We start from the raw sequence: 17287 nt of genomic DNA on the forward strand, positions 1-17287 counted from the left end.
GTTGAAGAGACGCGATTCTAACAACGGATGTCCACATGAACATGCCTGATCCACAAGCGCTTGCCGCTGCCTGGTTGTCCCAATGGTCCGATCCTGCCGCCTGGCAGCCCTGGATGACGATGATGTCCACCATGCCTGCCATGCCAGCGATGCCCGCCCCGGGTGGCGCCAGTCCGCTGGCCGGCTTCCTCAAAGATGCCGGCGCCGGCATCGATACGGCCCGCATGGAAGCGATCCGTGACGATTATCTCAAGAAAGCAACTCAGCTGTGGCAAGACGTCATGCTGGGCAAGACGCCCGAGCTGAGCGACCGGCGCTTCGCCGCAGCCGAATGGCGCGGCAATCCGCTGTCGGCGTTCTCGGCCGCGTCGTACCTGCTCAACGCCGAATGCATGATGGCCATGGCCGATGCGGTCGAAGTTGGCCCGCGCGAGCGCCAGAAGCTGCGCTTCTCGGTCCAGCAGATGATCGACGCGATGTCGCCCGCCAACTTCCTGGCGACGAACCCGGAAGCGCAGCAGCAAATGATCGAGACCCAGGGCGAAAGCCTGACCAAGGGTCTCACCAATATGCTGACCGACATGCAGAAGGGCCGCATTTCGCAATCGGATGAAACGGCGTTCGAAGTAGGCCGCAATGTCGGCAACACGGCCGGCCAAGTCGTGTTCGAAAACGATTTGTTCCAGTTGATCCAGTACACGCCAACCACGGCGAACGTGCACAGCGTGCCGCTGGTCATGATCCCGCCGTGCATCAACAAGTTCTACATCCTCGACCTGCAGCCCGAAAATTCACTGGTGCGCTACGTGGTGGAGCAGGGCCATACCGTGTTCATGGTCTCGTGGCGCAATCCGGACCGCAGCCAGTCGCACCTGCGCTGGGACGACTACGTCGAAGATGGCGCGATCCGCGCGCTCGACGTCGTCGCGCAGATTACCGAGCAAGAGAAAGCGCACGTATTCGGCTTTTGCGTTGGCGGCACCATCGCGGCCACGGCGCTGGCCGTGCTGGCCGCACGCGGCCGCCAGCCGGCCGCCAGCCTGTCGCTGCTGACCACGCTGCTGGACTTTTCGGATGCGGGCGTGCTTGAAGTCTTCATCGACGAAACCCAGGTGGCGCTGCGCGAGCAGAAGCTCGCCGCGGGCGGCTTGATGCCGGGCCGCGACCTGGCGACGACGTTCTCGTCGTTGCGCCCGAACGATCTGGTCTGGAACTATGTCCAGCAGAATTACCTGAAGGGCAAGGAGCCGCCGGCGTTCGATCTGCTGTACTGGAACGCCGACAGCACCAATCTGCCGGGGCCGATGTTCTGCTGGTATTTGCGCAATATGTACCTGGAGAACAAGCTGAAGCAACCGGGCGCGCTGACGGTGTGCGGCGTGCCGATCAATCTGGGCGCCATCGACGCGCCGGTGTTCGTCTACGGCTCGAAGGAAGACCATATCGTGCCGTGGACGGCGGCATTCGCCTCGATGCAGCTGCTCAATCCCGGCAACCCGAAAGCGAACCGCTTCGTGCTGGGTGCGTCGGGCCATATCGCCGGCGTCATCAACCCGGCCTCGAAAAACAAGCGCAGTTATTGGGCCAACGACAAGGGCGGCAAGTCGCGGCCCAAGACGGATGCTGCCTGGTTCGAGAGTGCTGCAGAGCACAAAGGCAGTTGGTGGCCTGAGTGGGCAAAATTTCTGGCGGAGAACGGCGGCGCGCAAGTGCCGGCCCCAGCCGCCGCTGGCAGCAGCAACTATCCACCATCCGAGCCAGCGCCGGGGCGCTATGTGCAAGTCAGGGCCGACTAGCAGTCCATGCAATGTATTGACATAAAAGCCATACTTGTGATGCATCTGGTAATTGCTGCAACCGCCACAATTGCATGGTAAGGTGTCTGTTATCCCCCACGGTCGGTCCGGCCGTGGGATGGGTGGAGACGGGCCGGCCACGCTGGCCAGAATAATCATAAGTGCGCGGCTCACGAAGCAGCGCCGCAAACCATGGAACCAGAGATGAGCAGTGTGAAGAAGAGTGCAGAACGCCTGATCAAGAAATACCCGAACCGTCGTCTGTACGACACGCAGACCAGTTCCTACATCACGCTGTCGGACGTCAAGCAATTGGTGCTCGACGCCGACGACTTCACCGTGGTCGATGCCAAGAGCAGCGAAGACCTGACCCGCGCGATCCTGCTCCAGATCATCCTCGAAGAAGAGGCAAATGGCGTGCCGATGTTCTCGAGCTCGGTGCTTTCGCAAATCATCCGCTACTACGGCCACGCGATGCAGGGCATGATGGGCTCGTACCTGGAAAAGAACGTCCAGGCCTTCACCGACATCCAGCACAAATTCACCAGCAACGCCGCCGGCGCCATCGAGGGCAAACCATTCAGCCCCGAGATGTGGACCCAGTTCATGAACGTCCAGGGTCCGATGATGCAGGGCATGATGAACAACTACATCGACCAGAGCAAGAACCTGTTCATCCAGATGCAGGAACAGATGCAAAGCCAGAGCAAGGCCATGTTCGGCGTGTTTCCGTTCCCGGGCATGACGCCTCCGCCGACCGACAAGAAATAAAGCCCCCGGTATTGGGGCAGCAGGGCCTCACCTTCGAGGCCCGGTTCAGGTACAATCGCGGATTGCCCAAACACTTTTCCGCTGCCCATGACTGAACTTCGTCGTAGTCCTTCCGCCAACTCTAGCAGCCTGGCTGCCGCAGCCAAGGCGCCTGGCGTCATCATTCCGGCGCCCATGCCCGGCGTGATCGCGCCGAAGGTCGGCTTTGTCTCGCTTGGCTGCCCGAAAGCGCTGGTCGATTCCGAGCAGATCCTGACCCAGTTGCGCGCTGAAGGCTATCAAACCGCCAACTCGTACGACGGGGCGGACCTCGTGATCGTCAACACCTGCGGCTTCATCGACGCCGCCGTGCAGGAGTCGCTTGACGCCATCGGCGAAGCGCTGGCCGAAAACGGCAAGGTGATCGTCACCGGCTGCCTGGGCGCCAAGAAGGATGCTGCCGGCGACGACATCATCACCAAGGTGCACCCGAAGGTGCTGGCCGTGACCGGCCCGCATGCGCTGGCCGAAGTGATGGACTCGGTCCACCTGCACCTGCCGAAGCCGCATGATCCGTTCATCGACCTGGTGCCGGATCACGGCGTGAAGCTCACGCCGAAGCACTACGCCTACCTGAAGATTTCCGAAGGCTGCAACCACCGCTGCAGCTTCTGCATCATCCCGTCGATGCGCGGCGACCTCGTGTCGCGCCGCATCGACGAAGTGCTGGTCGAAGCCGAGAACCTGTTCAAGTCGGGCGTCAAGGAACTGCTCGTGATTTCGCAGGACACCAGTGCTTATGGCGTGGACGTCAAGTTCCGCACCGGCTTCTGGAATGGCCGCCCGATCAAGACGCACATGACGCAGCTGGTCGAAGCGCTGGGCCAGCTCGCGCGCCAGTACGACGCCTGGGTGCGCCTGCACTACGTCTACCCGTACCCGCACGTCGACCACGCGATCCCGTTCATGGGCGATGGCCACGTGCTGCCGTACCTCGATATTCCGATGCAGCACGCGCACCCGGATGTCTTGAAGCGCATGAAGCGCCCGGCCAGCGGCGAGCGCAACCTCGAGCGCATCCTGAAATGGCGTTCGATGAACCCGGATTTGACGATCCGTTCGACCTTCATCGCCGGCTTCCCGGGCGAGACCGAGGCCGAGTTCGAGTATCTGCTCGACTTCCTGAAAGAAGCGCAGATCGATCGCCTGGGCTGCTTCGCCTATTCGCCGGTCGAAGGCGCAACCGCGAACCTGCTCGAGAACCCGGTGCCGGAAGAAGTGCGTGAAGAGCGCCGCGCGCGCGTCATGCTGCTGCAAGAAGAGATCTCGGCCAAGCGCCTGCAGGCCAAGGTCGGCAAGACGCTGCGCGTACTGATCGACGAAGTGGGCGCCCGTGAAGCCATCGGTCGTTCGAGCGCCGATGCGCCGGAAATCGACGGCGTCGTGCACATCAAGCGGCCACTCGTGCCGGGCAAGAGCAAACTGGTCGTCGGCCAGTTCGCCGATGTCGTCATCACGAAGGCCGATGCGCACGACCTGTGGGCCAATCCCGTCTAAGCGGCTGAGCCCATGAGCGCCAAGTCGATCCAGACCACGCTGGTCCATAGCGACTATGTCGCACCGGCGGGGTTCGATGCCTTCCCGCCGGCGACGCACCGCGCGTCGACCGTGCTGTTTGCGAACACGGCGGCGATGCGCGCGAGCCAGTGGAAAGACAAGACCGCCTATACCTACGGCTTGCACGGCACGCCGACCACGTTCACGCTGGAAGGCAAGCTGGCCGAGATCGAAGGCGGCAACCATTGCCTGCTCACGCCGTCGGGCCTGGCGGCGATCGCGATGGTCGACTTCGCGCTGCTCAAAAGCGGCGACGATGTGCTGTTGCCCGAGAACGTCTACAACCCGAACCGTGAACTGGGTCGCTGGCTCAGCGCCGATTTTGGCGTGACCGCGCGCTACTACGATCCGATGATTGGCGCCGGCATCGCCGCGCTGATTCAGCCGAACACCAAGCTGCTGTGGGCCGAAGCGCCCGGCTCGGTGTCGATGGAAGTGCCCGATCTGCCGGCGCTGTGCCATGCGGCGCATGAGCGGGGCGTGCTGGTAGCGCTCGATAACACGTGGTCGGCGGGCCTGGCGCTGCGCGGGTTCGATCTCGGCGCCGACATCGTCATGCATGCGCTGACCAAGTACCAGTCGGGCGGCGCCGACCTGTTGATGGGCGCCGTGATCACGCGCGACCGCGCGCTGAACGATCGGCTGGCGCTGGCGCACATGCGCCTGGGCCTGGGCGTGAGCCCGGACGATGCATATCTGGTGCAACGCGGCTTGCCGACGATGAAGATGCGCTTCGAGCGGCACGACGCCAGCGCGCGCGAACTGGCCACCTGGTTCAAGGCGCGGCCCGAGATCGCAAAGGTGCTGCATCCGGCATCAGAGGATTGCCCGGGCCATGCGTTCTGGCAGCGCGATTTCACCGGGGCAGGTGGCTTGTTTTCGGTGGTGTTCGACGCACGCTTCGACGAGGCGCAGGTCGATCGCATGGTCGATGCGCTGACGCTGTTCGGCATCGGCTATAGCTGGGGTGGACCCAACAGTCTCGTGATGCCATACCGGATCAACAGCTTGCGGGATCGGTGGGAGGGCGGGGTATTGGTGCGCTTTAATGTGGGCCTGGAAGACCCGGCCGACCTGATCGCCGATCTGGCACGGGCCTTCAACATGTTGTGACATGAAAATGGGGCCACTGGCCCCATTTCTTTACACCGGCATCGCGCGGTTGTTGTTCAAATCGATGAAGCCGCGGATCAGGCGGTACGCTTTCCAGATCCATGCCACGGGCCACACCACCCACGCCGCGGGAATACCGATGATGGTGGCGAACAGCACCGCGCCAACCGCCATCCACACCACGTACCACCAGAACGAGCGGATCATCCACGTGTGGTGGGTGTAGACCATCGTACCGGCTGTATCGGGGCGCTTGATGTAGTTGACGATTACCGGCACGATTGACAGCATGCCGAGCGAAAAGAAGAACGTCAGCGCATGGATCACATACAGGATGCGCGCCCAGTGCTTGTTGTCTTCGACGCCTCGTTCCAGAATCAGTTCTTGCGACATACCGTCTCCTCGTGCGGGGACAACCCCCTTTGTTGCCATTGTAGCAGCACCATAAGCGGTCGCTACCACGCCGATTTACCCAGTGTGCTGGCGCACCCAGGCGGAGAGGCGCACCGCATCCATCGCGCCTGACTGGCGCGCGATTTCGCGGCCGCCCTTGAACAGTGCCAGCGTCGGGATGCTGCGGATCGCAAAGCGCGCCGACAGATCCTGCGCGCGCTCGGTGTCCACTTTCAACAGGCGCACGGCGGGCTCAAGTTGCCCGGCGGCTTGCGCATACGCCGGCGCCATCATCTTGCACGGGCCGCACCATTCGGCCCAGAAGTCCACCAGCACGGGAATATCGTTGCGGCTGATATGGCGCTCGAAACGCGCGCTGTCGACGTCCAGCGGACGCCCCGTGAACAGGGGCTGTGCGCATTTGCCGCAGGTTGGTGCGTCCTGCAGGCGCGACTGCGGCATGCGGTTGACGGCGTCACAGTGCGGGCAAACGATGTGGGTTGGTTCGGTCATGCTGAATTCCTCCGGTCGATACGATGTTCTTATTGTAAGCGGGGCCTGGCCCTGACGTCGCCTGCGCTGCCATGCGCCGCCCGCTGCCTCCGCTCGCTAAAATGGTTGCAATAATACAAATGAGACGATCGTATGCTTGCGCAAAATACGCCTGGCAACCTGCTGGTCGGGTGCGCCGGCTGGAGCCTTGGGAGCAAGGACTTCGCCGCGTTCCCGGCAGAGGGAAGCCACCTCGAACGCTACGCCGCCGTGTTCCCGGCCGTGGAAATCAATTCGTCGTTCTACCGGCCGCACAAACCCGAAACCTACGCGCGCTGGGCCGCCAGCGTGCCCGAACATTTCCGTTTCGCGGTCAAGGTGCCGCGCGCGATCACGCATGACGCCAGGTTGCGGGATGTTGATGCGCTGCTTGACCGCTTCCAGGGCGAAGCCGGCATGCTGGGCGACAAGCTGGGCTGCCTGCTGGTGCAACTGCCGCCGCGCTTTGGTTTCGATGACGTGCTGGCGCATGCATTTTTCGGGAAAGTGCGTGAACGTTTCGGGTGCAGCATTGCGTTCGAAGCGCGTCACGCCAGCTGGTTCTCGGAATCTGCCACGGCGACGCTGCGCGAGTGCGGCATTGTGCGCGTCATCGCGGATCCTGCCGCCGGCCAGCCGGGGGAGCACGCGCCGACGAGCGATACCCACGTCTACGTGCGCCTGCACGGCGCGCCGCGTATTTATTACTCGGCGTATCCGGCCGACGAGATCGTCCGCTGGCGCAGCCGCATCGATCGCGAGGTCGCGGCGGGCCGCACGGTATGGTGCATCTTCGACAATACAGCCGAGGGCGCGGCCGTGCCCAATGCGCTCGAACTGATGGGGCATGAAGTAGGTCCAACGGGCGACCGGGGCGGGGTAGAATCAGCGGGTCCAAACGTCACTGCGCCATCCGAGTGAACTCACCCACCGCCGTCCAGTCAGAGCCGGGCCCGACTGCAGGCCCGCAGCCCGCCGTCGTGCCCCTGCGCGTCGAGTGCCCGCCCGGCGCGTGCGTCTGCGACCGGGCGCGCGTGCTGGCCGACCAGCTGCTGGACCAGCGCCCGTTGATGATCACGCGCCAGCAAGAGCTCAAGCTGATCGAGCGGATCGAACGGGTCGATAGTCTGGTTGATCTGCAGCACGTGCAGGGACTGATCCACAAGAACATCGGCGCGACGCTGCACATCGCGCCGGGGCCGAATGAAGTGCGCAGCGTGCGCGGCATCGTGATCGTGCTTGAAGACCGGCCCGGTCTGTGCAAGAAGGTGCGGCAATCTGTGCCGGCGGCGGTGCGGCGCTGCCTGAACATGCGGCCCGAGATCGCCTGGGCGATTCTCGATGCGCACGATCTGTTTGGACGTTAGGCGGGAGGCGACGTTCGCCATGAACGTTCAAATTTTCTGGTGAATGGTCTACACTGACGCCTTCAAGGTACCGCTCTATCACATTGTTCACGCCACTCGGTACAAGTGGTCCATGAACAAATGGAGAGGAATCCATGAACGCGATTTTCATGGCCTGGATCGTTCTGGGCATCAGCGTTATATCAGAAGTTGCTGGCACGATTGCGCTCAGGCAATCGGCTGGCTTCACCAGGATCGGGCCGGCGCTGCTGGCAGGCTTGTTCTACATCGCAGCGGTCTGGCTTATGGCGATTGCCTTGCGCCAGTTGGAAATAGGTGTCACGTATGCGGTGTGGGCCGCCAGTGGCACGGCCATCACAGCGCTCGTCGGCATCGCGGTCTTTCAAGAGCAGGCTTCGCTCCAGAAGCTGACTGGCATCGCCATCATTCTCATCGGCGTTCTTGTTCTCAGTATGGAAAGAACTGGCGACGCCTGATCCGTCGGCAAGAGCCCGTACGCGGCTTCCGGATCCAGCGCTTTGAAGCGAAACCGCGACACACTACGAAAGAGAGATGAGATGTTCCACGAATGCACATGGCTTCACACGCCACCCAAATGCCAGATCGACCAGGACACGTTAAAGGTCATCACCAGCGAGAACACGGACTTCTGGCGCATCACACAATACGATTTCATTCATGATAACGGCCACTTCTTTGGCAGGCCCGTCGATCACGCGTTCACTGCCCAACTGCATGTGCGCGCGGACTTTCAGGCCTTGTACGACCAAGCCGGCTTGATGGTGAGAATCGACGAGACCCGCTGGATCAAGATCGGTGTGGAGTACTCGGACGATCAGCTGATGCTCAGCACCGTGCTAACCGATGAAAAGTCCGACTGGGCAGTGATGCCGGCGCCGTCCATCAGCGACGGCTTCTGGATCCGCGTGACCGTTGGTTCTGGCACTGTCAGGGCGCAGTATTCGGTGGATGGCGTCGTGTGGCCAATGCTACGCCTGGCACCGTTTCCCGTCGCGGATCGTTACCTCGTCGGCCCTATGTGCTGCACGCCGCAGCGTGGTGGCCTGGAAGTATTCTTTAGCAAGTTCTCAGTACAGCCAGCACTGCAAAAAGATCTGCATGATTTGTCGTAACCGCAATACTGTGGCAAAGCCGGGGTCAGGTCTGACATTCGGACACGACCTCAGCGTTAGGAACGCGCAATGGCGTCTTAACAGTATGAAGATGGCCCGGTGCCAGTCGGTTCCGACTACCCAACTGTCCAGACCGTGTCCGAATGTCAGACCTGACCCCCGCTTTTCTACATGAAAAAAGCCGGCATCGGCCGGCTTTGTTGGGAATTACCTGCGGTACGGGAAATGCGACCCGATATGTCCGCCCCAGCCACGACCGCGGTGGCCGCCCCAGCTGCTGCGGCCAAAGTCGAAGCCCAATCCGATCGAGATCGGCGGATACCAGTAGTTTGGCTGCTCGACATACACCGGCTGCGGCACATACACGGGCTGCTGCTGGATGTACACGGGTTGCTGCTGGACATACACCGGCTGCTGCGGCGTGTAGTACGGCGTCGAATAGGTGGTCGCAGGCACGGGCGTCGATGTAACGGTGCTGCCCCCCGACGATGCCACACGCGCACCGGTACCGATTGGCACGGGCGTCACCGACACGACACGCCACTGGCTCGGGTCTGCCGGTTGGGCGTAGCCTTGATTGCTGTAGTAGGGGCCTGGCGCGGCGCAACCGGCCAGCGCGCCCAGAGACACGATAATGATGGCAAGATTTTTCATGGCGCTCCTCCTGATCAAGCCATCATACGAGCTTGCGGCCAAGGCGGCGCACGGTTTTACACGCTGTTACAGCGCGCAAACAACCGCTACACATGCGTGGCCGCTCATCAAGCCAGAATTGTCAGCAACCCATCCAGCCCGGTAAAGTTCAACGCCACATCGGCCTGCGCGCGTACAACCGGTTTGGCGCGAAACGCCACTGACAGCCCTGCAATACTCATCATCTTGAGGTCGTTGGCGCCGTCGCCCATCACGACCGCCTGAGACGGCGAGATGCTCAGTTCAGCGCACACGCGCTCGATGGTGCGCTTCTTTTCTTCCGCATCGACGATCCCGCCGACAACGCGCCCGGTCAGCTTGCCATCCGCGATCTCGAGCACGTTCGCGTGTGTGTAATCGAGCCCCAAACGCGCGCCCAGGCGTTCGGTGAAGAACGTGAACCCACCCGACACCAGCAGCGTCCTGATGCCAGCCGCCTGCACAGCCTTGAGCATTGCCTCGCCACCTGGCGAGATGCGCAGGCGCTCGTCATACACCCGCTGCAGCGCGCCCGCGTCCAGGCCTGCCAGCAGGGCGACGCGGCGCCTGAGGCTTTCCGAGAAATCGAGCTCGCCCCGCATTGCTGCTTCGGTGATCTCGGACACTTGCGGCTTGAGGCCCTGCATGTCGGCGATTTCGTCGATGCACTCGATCGTGATCAGCGTCGAATCCATGTCCATCGCCACCAGACGCACATCGGCCAGCGAACGGCCGGCGGCGATGAAGGTCGCGTCCACACCAGCCTCGAACGCAGCGGCATCGATGCGCTGTTTCAGCTCGGCGGAAAACGCCACGCCTTCACAGCGCAGCGCATGCGCGCCCACATCCGTGGTGCGCTGCGGACTGGCCAGTTGCGCCAGGCGCGCCAGTGTGGCGGGATTGGCCCGCGGGCCTTGCAGCACCAGATTCATCGTCGTGTTCATGCGAGTAGTTGTTTGATGGTCTGTTTGATCTGGTTCACGCGCGCCGACAGGTCGGGCATGCTGGCCGTGATGCGCAGCTTGTCCTGGCCGGCCAGCTTGACGTGGCGGTTCTTCTGGATCAGCGTGATGATCCTGATTGGATCGATCGGCGGCTTTTCCATGAACTGCAGGCTGGCCGCTTCGCCATGGGCGTCGATCTTGACGATGCCCACGGCCTTGGCGGCGATGCGTAGTCGGTGCGTCTCGACCAGCGCCTTGACGGGCTCGGGCAGCTTGCCGAAGCGGTCGATCAGTTCCTCCTGCATGCTGTCGATCCGGTCCGCGCTTTCGCAGTTGGCCAGGCGCTTGTAGATCGACAGGCGCTCGTGCACGTCGCCGCAGTAGTCGGCCGGGAGCAGGGCGGGCACGTGCAGATTGATCTCGGTGGTCGACGACAGCGGCGCGGCCAGATCGGGTTCCTTGCCGGCCTTGAGCGAGCGCACCGCCTCGTTGAGCATGTCGGAATACAGCTGGAAGCCGATCTCCAGCATCTCGCCGGACTGGTTCTCGCCGAGCACCTCGCCCGCGCCCCGGATTTCCAGGTCGTGCATCGCCAGGTAGAAGCCGCTGCCCAGTTCTTCCATTTGCTGGATGGCGTCCAGGCGGCGCTGCGATTGCTTGGTCAGGTTCTGCACGTCGCTCACCAGCAGATACGCATAAGCCTGATGGTGCGAGCGGCCCACGCGCCCGCGCAGCTGATGCAGCTGCGCCAGGCCAAACTTGTCGGCGCGGTGCATGATGATCGTGTTCGCGGTCGGCACGTCGATGCCGGTCTCGATGATGGTCGTGCACAGCAGGATATTGAAGCGCTGCGCCACGAAATCGCGCATGACTTTTTCCAGGTCGCGCTCGTGCATCTGGCCGTGCGCCACGCCGATGCGGGCCTCGGGCAGTAGCTCCTGCAGCATCGCGCGGCGGTTTTCGATGGTATCGACTTCGTTGTGCAGGAAGTAGATCTGGCCGCCACGCTTGAGTTCACGCAGGCACGCCTCGCGGATGATCGAGCCGTCTTCGCTCCGTACGAAGGTTTTGATCGCCAGGCGCTTTTGCGGCGCGGTGGCGATGATCGAAAAGTCGCGCAAGCCTTCCAGTGCCATGCCCAGCGTGCGCGGGATCGGCGTGGCGGTCAGCGTGAGCACATCGACTTCGGCGCGCAGCGATTTCAGCGCCTCCTTCTGGCGCACGCCGAAGCGGTGTTCTTCGTCGATGATCACGAGGCCCAGGCGCGTGAACTTCACGTCGGGCGAGAGCAGCTTGTGGGTGCCGATGACGATGTCGAGCGTGCCGTCGGCCATGCCCTTGATCGCGTTGTTGATCTCCTTGCCGGTCCGGAAGCGCGACAGCTCGGCGATCTTCACGGGCCAGTCGGCAAAGCGGTCCGCGAAGGTCTGCGCATGTTGCTCAGCCAGCAGCGTCGTCGGTGCCAGAATGGCGACCTGCTTGCCGCCCATGACGGCGATGAATGCGGCGCGCAGCGCGACCTCGGTCTTGCCGAAGCCGACGTCGCCGCACACCAGGCGGTCCATCGGGCGGCCCGACGTCATATCCTTGATGACGTTGTGGATTGCCTCGGCCTGGTCGGGCGTCTCTTCGAAGCCGAAGCTTTGCGAGAAGTTTTCGTAGTCGACATTCGAATATTCGAACGCGTGGCCCTGGCGCAGTGCGCGCCGTGCGTACAGATTCAGGAGTTCGGCGGCGGTATCGCGCACCTGCTCGGCGGCCTTGCGTTTGGCTTTTTCCCACTGGCCCGAGCCGAGCGAGTGCAGAGGCGCGTCTTCGGCCGCCGTGCCCGAGTAGCGTGCAATCACGTGCAGCTGCGATACCGGCACGTACAGCTTCGTGTCTTTTGCGTATTCCAGGTGCAGGAACTCGGTCTCGCCTTCGCCCAGGTCCATGCTGGTCAGGCCCATGTAGCGCCCGATGCCATGGTTGATGTGCACGACCGGGTCGCCGATCTTGAGCTCGGACAGGTCGCGCACCATCGATTCGACCTGGCTGGTCGCTTCCTGCTTCTTCTTGCCGGCGCGCCGGCCCGAACCGGCATACAGCTCGGTCTCGGTGATGAAGACCAAGTGGCCGGCGCCCGCATCGAGCAGCTCGAAGCCGGCCTGCAGCGGCGCCACGCCCAGCGCCAGGCGGGCGTCGCTGGCGCGGAAGCCCTCGAAACCTTCGACCGGCGTCAGATCGAGCCGGTATTCGCTGAAGTACTGCTGCAGCGTTTCGCGCCGGCCGGCCGAATCGGCGCAGATCATCACGCGCGTGTCGCTGCGCTCGAGGTACGTGCGCAGGCTGGCCAGCGGATCGTCCAGGCGGCGATTGACGGCGACGTCGGGAATCGGCGCCGACAGTTCTGATGCGGGTGCCAGCGGGTCACGCGCGATGTTCCAGCGGCCGTGCGGCTTGATGCAGGTGAAGAACTGCTCGGCGCTCAGGAACAGTTCGGTCGGCTCGAGGATAGGGCGCTCACGGTCGCTTTTCAGGAAGCGGTAGCGCGACTCGGTGTCCATCCAGAAGCGGTTGATCGCGCCTTCGATATCGCCGACCAGTGCCAGCGACGCGCCGTCCGGCAGGTAATCCAGCAGCGTCGAGGTCGAGTCGAAGAACAGCGGCAGGTAGTATTCGATACCGGCTGCGGCGATGCCGTTGCCGATGTCGCGGTAAATCGGCGAGCGTGACGGGTCGCCCTCGAAGCGTTCGCGCCAGCGGCCGCGAAAGCCTGTTCTCGCCGCTTCGTCCATCGGGAATTCGCGGCCCGGCAGCAGGCGTACTTCGCGCACCGGGTACAGCGAGCGCTGGGTGTCGGCATCGAACGTGCGGATCGATTCGATCTCGTCACCGAACAGGTCAAGGCGGTAGGGCAGGGCAGAGCCCATCGGGAACAGGTCGATCAGGCCGCCGCGCACCGAGTACTCGCCCGGCGACATCACCTGCGACACGTTCGTGTAGCCGGCCAGTGTGAGCTGCGCCTTCAGGCGCACTTCGTCGAGGCGTTCGCCCTGGCGGAAGAAGAACGTGTAGGCCGCCAGGAACGACGGCGGCGCCAGGCGCACCAGCGCCGTGGTCGCCGGCACCATCAGCACATCGCACTGGCCGTTGCGGATTTCGTGCAGCGTGGCCAGGCGTTCGGACACCAGGTCCTGGTGCGGCGAGAACGCATCGTACGGCAGCGTTTCCCAGTCCGGCAGCAGGTGGCAGGCCAGCTTGCCATCGGCGAACCACGGGATTTCATCAAGCAGCCGCTGGCCGTCGCTGGCATTGGCCACGACGACGGTGAGCATCTGGCCCTGGGCCTTGAGAGCAAGGGCGGCTACCGCCAGCGCGTAGGCGTCGGACGAACCGTGGAGGAGCGGCAGGACGAAACGATGGCCTGCTTTGGGGAGGTGTTTCTCGAGGTCGAAAGGCATGCCGCGTGCTTGAAATATCCGTGAAAAATGCGCTGGAAAGTGGTGGCCAATTATAGTCGAACGCGTGCCTGCTCGCCGCGCAGCGTGGAGAGCTGCAGCTTGTCTCGACGCCGAATCACGGGCATGATTGCGCTAACATAAAAATGATGGAGACACGATGCGCCCTGCTTACATGTTGCCACTGCTTGTTTCATGCCTGCTGAGCGCAGCAGCCAGTGCGGCGCCGCCAGCGCCGGTGGTCCTGCTGGGCGATGCGCCGCGACCCGGTGTCGCCATCCTGGCGCTGGCGCCCGATACGACGCACCGGCTGGATGGCGAGAAAGTCACCGCTGAAGCCGCGCTGCGCACGACGTTCCCCGACAGCGCCATCGAACTCGCGCGTAGCAAGCGGCTTGAGGGCGGCGCGGCGCTCACGCTGCAATGGCGCCAGATCTGGAAAAGCGGCGTGGCGCTGCAGACGGCCCCGCAGGACCTGCGGCCATTCCTCGCACGCGGCACGCTGGCATTCGACCTGAAGGTCGATGCACTCGACGCCGGTGGCCTCATGGTCAAGCTCGGGTGCGGTCCGTCCTGCGAACGTCAGGTGCCCTTCGTGCTTCCGGGGCGCGCCGCCCAGGGCATGGGCTGGCAGCGCGTCGTGCTGGCCCTGTCGTGCTTCGCGCGCGATGGCGACGATTTCTCGCAGGTGGTCCGGCCGTTCGCGCTGGAAGGCACGGGCAGCGGACAGGTCAGCATCGCCAACGTGACCATCGCACCGGGCGGCACGCCGAACACGGCATGCGCAGACTGGCGCACGGTGGCCGTCACGCCGGCCAAGCTCGACGAAGCCTGGTCGATCGACTGGTGGCTGCCCCGCCATCGCCAGAAACTCGACGAAGCGCAGCAGATGGTGCGCGCAGCCCGCAGCCCGCAACTGGTGTTCATCGGCGACTCGATCACGCAGGGCTGGGAAAAGGAAGGGGCGCCCGTCTGGCAGGCGCACTATGCGAAGTTCGATGCGCTGGACCTCGGCTTTGGGGGCGACCGCACCGAAAACGTGTTGTGGCGATTGCAGAACGGCGCCGTCGACGGACTCGATCCGAAGGTGGCGGTGCTGATGATCGGCACCAACAACACGGGCTTGCGCGGCGATTTCCCGGCCAGTACCGTGGCGGGCATCCGCCGCAATCTGGACGAGATCAAGCAACGGCTGCCGCGCACGCGCATCTTGCTGGTGGCGATCTTCCCGCGCGATGCGACGCCCGAGAGCGCACTGCGGCGCATCAACGAAGCGATCAATGCGCAATTGCCGGCGCTGGCCGATGGCAACCGGGTCGTGTTCCTGGATGTGAACCGCGCATTCCTGACGCCGGACGGCACCTTGAGCAAGACGATCATGCCCGATCTGCTGCATCCGAACGAAGCGGGCTACGCGATCTGGGCGAAGGCGATGCAGCCTGAACTGGATCGCCTGATGGCGCTGCCGCAGCTCTAGGGAATTGTGTCCGTGCGTTGGACAACGCGCCGGTTCGCGACGCCGAACGGCACGTGCACCATCGGGATCGTGCCGCCCGGGCCGGAGTTGAGATGCGTGAGCTGGTCATCGAAAAAGATGTGCGGCTTGAACACGGACAGCACGCGCGCCTTGTCCATCCCGCCCAAGAAGAAGGTCTCGTCGGCCGAGACGCCCCAGCTGCCCAGCGTGGTGACGACGCGCTCGTGCGCCGGCGCGCTGCGCGCCGTGATGATGGCAATACGCACGATGCGGCGGTAGTCCGGGTCGGCCTGCTGGGCATCGTGCTCGAGCTGCTGCAGCATGGCCAGCTTGCGAAACATCCCGGCCAGCGGGCCAGGCTGGTGCGGGCGCGCCATGTGCAGGGTTTCGTGGGCGTGGAACTCGCCCAGGTCGTTGTTGCGCTTGTAGACCGTTTCGGACTCATCGTCGGCGATCACGCCATCGAAGTCGAACGCCACCCGAAGTTCGATGTCGTCTTCTTCGTCGGCGATCGCGGACGGCAGCACGAGACCGGCCGGATAATCGACCGCGATGGCGCTCTTGACGTCCTCTTCGTTCGCGGACAGGAACAGGGCGGTGTTGAATGCCGGCAGATACGGGTAGGGCGATTTGCCGCTCATGAACACGGCGCGCGAGATGTCCAGGCCGTAGTGGGCGATCGAACGCATCACACGCAGGCCCGTCTCGGGCGAATTGCGCGAGAACAGCACCACTTCAACGGGCGCCTGTTGCGGGAAGCACCGGTTGATGCTCAGGAAACGCCGGATGAACGGGAACGCAACGCCGCGCGCCAGGATCACGTCGCGCTGGCGCGCCTGATGGCTGCGGTAGGCTTCCGGGCCCTCGTCCAGATATACCTGGTGCGAGTCGGACAGATCAAACAACGCGCTGGAAGCGACGCCGATCACGAGTTTTTCTTCGATGGGAAAGGGCATTCAGGCGTCCTGCCGGTTGGCGTTGTCGGTGTCGTTGAAGGTATCGTAGACCTGGCGAAGGCCTGCGGGCAAGGCGGCCACGGCGCCCACGAATGCCGGCTGGCCGCCCCCGGCCAGCATGTGCAGCTTGGCCAGCCGGTCGGCCTCGCCCAGCGCAGCGGGCAGACTGGTGGACACGGTTGCGGCGTCGCCCAGATGGGCAATGGCGTGGCCGATGGCCGGTGGCAGTTCCCACTCGCCGGCAATCCCGGCCGAGATGAGCCGCGCGGCGTGCACCAGGCGCAGGCCGAAGGCATCGCTGTCGGGCAGGCCGCCGGTGGGCAATAAGCCATCGATCACGCGCAGGGCCACAACCAGCCCGACATTGTGCATCAGCCCCGCCAGATAAGCTTCGAACGGATCGGCGCCGTGGCTAGCGGCCAGCAGGCTGGCCGCCTGCGCGCATTTCTCGGACTGGTTCCACAACTGCGGCGCGACAAGGCGTGCCAGGCGGCTGGTCTGCAGGCTGATAATGCGGCGAAACGCCACGCGCGCCAGCAGCATGCGCAGGCCGTTCTGGCCAAGCAGCAGCAGCGCCCCTTCCAGGTTGCGCACGGGCGAACTTGGCTGGTAGTACGGGCTGTTGACTTCGCGGAGGACTTCCGCCACCAGTACGGCGTCCTGCGCCACCTGGCGCGCCAGGTCGGTCGATGAGGCAGCGTCGCTGCGCAGGCTGCGCAGCACTTGCGGAATGACGGCCGGCACGCGCGGCACGAGCGTGCTTGCGGTGTGCGGATCGCGCACAAGGCGCGCCAATTCATCGAGCACCAGGGTTTCGTCGCCCGCAGCGCCCGTCACGTGTGGACCGGCCAGCCAGTGAAAAAATGCGAGATCCAGATCGAGTGCAGGCGGATCGTCGCCGATTGGCGTGGTCACCGCATCGGACGGCGGCAAGGTAGACGGGGAGGGATGATGGTCGACAGGCCCTGCGGGCGCGGCGCCAAACAGGCGTGCGAGCCAGCGCTTCATGGGGAAGACATCGGGAGAGGTGTGGGCATGGAGCAATTCTACCGCGCCAGCCCGACGCACGACCGGAGACCCGGCCATGCGTGAATCATA

Annotated in this window: 16 protein-coding genes; 9 read left to right on the forward strand and 7 right to left on the reverse strand. The window is 63.8% G+C overall.

From position 1 onward, the window contains the following. Nucleotides 1-35 precede the first annotated feature (35 nt). The 4 genes from phaC to ACZ0AJ_RS07085 all read left to right on the forward strand — a co-directional run bounded on the left by phaC (nt 36) and on the right by ACZ0AJ_RS07085 (nt 5276). Nucleotides 36-1796: a class I poly(R)-hydroxyalkanoic acid synthase gene (phaC, locus tag ACZ0AJ_RS07070; RefSeq protein ID WP_499453469.1), complete on the forward strand. Its 1761-nt coding sequence runs from the start codon at nt 36-38 to the stop codon at nt 1794-1796. A 204-nt stretch (nt 1797-2000) separates the two neighbouring features. Next, nucleotides 2001-2567 (forward strand): polyhydroxyalkanoate synthesis repressor PhaR, encoded by a 567-nt coding sequence (phaR, locus tag ACZ0AJ_RS07075; RefSeq protein ID WP_183551781.1) that lies wholly within the window; start codon nt 2001-2003, stop codon nt 2565-2567. 174 nt (nt 2568-2741) lie between these two features. Beyond that, on the forward strand, nt 2742-4103 hold the full coding sequence (rimO, locus tag ACZ0AJ_RS07080; protein WP_499456746.1) for a 30S ribosomal protein S12 methylthiotransferase RimO: 1362 nt from the start codon (nt 2742-2744) through the stop codon (nt 4101-4103). A gap of 12 nt (nt 4104-4115) precedes the next feature. After that, nucleotides 4116-5276 carry a cystathionine beta-lyase gene (locus tag ACZ0AJ_RS07085; protein ID WP_499453471.1) on the forward strand — a complete coding sequence of 387 codons (1161 nt, stop codon included), beginning with the start codon at nt 4116-4118 and terminating at the stop codon, nt 5274-5276. Between the two features lie 30 nt (nt 5277-5306). On the opposite strand, the gene ACZ0AJ_RS07090 is transcribed toward ACZ0AJ_RS07085, so the two are convergent. Together ACZ0AJ_RS07090 and trxC are read right to left on the reverse strand one after the other, a co-directional pair. Next, nucleotides 5307-5669: a DUF4870 family protein gene (locus tag ACZ0AJ_RS07090; protein ID WP_499453473.1), complete on the reverse strand. Its 363-nt coding sequence runs from the start codon at nt 5667-5669 to the stop codon at nt 5307-5309. A 75-nt stretch (nt 5670-5744) separates the two neighbouring features. Then, on the reverse strand, nt 5745-6182 hold the full coding sequence (gene trxC, locus ACZ0AJ_RS07095; protein WP_499453475.1) for a thioredoxin TrxC: 438 nt from the start codon (nt 6180-6182) through the stop codon (nt 5745-5747). 132 nt (nt 6183-6314) lie between these two features. Between trxC and ACZ0AJ_RS07100 the strand changes: the two genes are divergently transcribed. The 4 genes from ACZ0AJ_RS07100 (at nt 6315) to ACZ0AJ_RS07115 (ending at nt 8700) form a co-directional block, all read left to right on the forward strand. After that, on the forward strand, nt 6315-7121 hold the full coding sequence (locus tag ACZ0AJ_RS07100; protein WP_499453477.1) for a DUF72 domain-containing protein: 807 nt from the start codon (nt 6315-6317) through the stop codon (nt 7119-7121). A gap of 59 nt (nt 7122-7180) precedes the next feature. Then, a complete protein-coding gene (locus tag ACZ0AJ_RS07105) occupies nt 7181-7567 on the forward strand; it encodes a hypothetical protein (RefSeq protein ID WP_499456748.1) in 387 nt (128 codons plus the stop codon). 134 nt (nt 7568-7701) lie between these two features. Further along, the gene (locus tag ACZ0AJ_RS07110) at nt 7702-8043 is read left to right on the forward strand and encodes a DMT family transporter (protein WP_499453479.1); all 342 of its coding nucleotides are present in this window, start codon (nt 7702-7704) and stop codon (nt 8041-8043) included. A gap of 81 nt (nt 8044-8124) precedes the next feature. Further along, entirely contained in the window at nt 8125-8700 is a 576-nt protein-coding gene (locus ACZ0AJ_RS07115) for a DUF1349 domain-containing protein (protein WP_499453481.1), read from the forward strand. A gap of 207 nt (nt 8701-8907) precedes the next feature. Here ACZ0AJ_RS07115 and ACZ0AJ_RS07120 read toward each other — a convergent pair whose 3' ends face one another. The 3 genes from ACZ0AJ_RS07120 to mfd all read right to left on the reverse strand — a co-directional run bounded on the left by ACZ0AJ_RS07120 (nt 8908) and on the right by mfd (nt 13759). Then, a complete protein-coding gene (locus ACZ0AJ_RS07120; protein ID WP_499453483.1) occupies nt 8908-9354 on the reverse strand; it encodes a hypothetical protein in 447 nt (148 codons plus the stop codon). A 107-nt stretch (nt 9355-9461) separates the two neighbouring features. Beyond that, nucleotides 9462-10304, reverse strand: a complete 843-nt coding sequence (gene serB, locus ACZ0AJ_RS07125; protein WP_499456749.1) for a phosphoserine phosphatase SerB — start codon at nt 10302-10304, stop codon at nt 9462-9464. 8 nt (nt 10305-10312) lie between these two features. Then, entirely contained in the window at nt 10313-13759 is a 3447-nt protein-coding gene (mfd, locus tag ACZ0AJ_RS07130; RefSeq protein ID WP_499453485.1) for a transcription-repair coupling factor, read from the reverse strand. 157 nt (nt 13760-13916) lie between these two features. Between mfd and ACZ0AJ_RS07135 the strand changes: the two genes are divergently transcribed. Beyond that, nucleotides 13917-15233 carry a GDSL-type esterase/lipase family protein gene (locus ACZ0AJ_RS07135; RefSeq protein WP_499453487.1) on the forward strand — a complete coding sequence of 439 codons (1317 nt, stop codon included), beginning with the start codon at nt 13917-13919 and terminating at the stop codon, nt 15231-15233. On the opposite strand, the gene ACZ0AJ_RS07140 is transcribed toward ACZ0AJ_RS07135, so the two are convergent. Both ACZ0AJ_RS07140 and ACZ0AJ_RS07145 read right to left on the reverse strand, forming a co-directional pair. After that, complete coding sequence (locus tag ACZ0AJ_RS07140; protein ID WP_499453489.1) at nt 15230-16189, reverse strand: 5'-nucleotidase; 960 nt, start codon at nt 16187-16189, stop codon at nt 15230-15232. The genes ACZ0AJ_RS07135 and ACZ0AJ_RS07140 overlap by 4 nt on opposite strands. Next, the gene (locus tag ACZ0AJ_RS07145) at nt 16190-17197 is read right to left on the reverse strand and encodes an HDOD domain-containing protein (RefSeq protein ID WP_499453491.1); all 1008 of its coding nucleotides are present in this window, start codon (nt 17195-17197) and stop codon (nt 16190-16192) included. Between the last annotated feature and the right edge of the window lie 90 nt (nt 17198-17287).

It is taken from the genome of Telluria sp. AC161 (assembly GCF_979258535.1).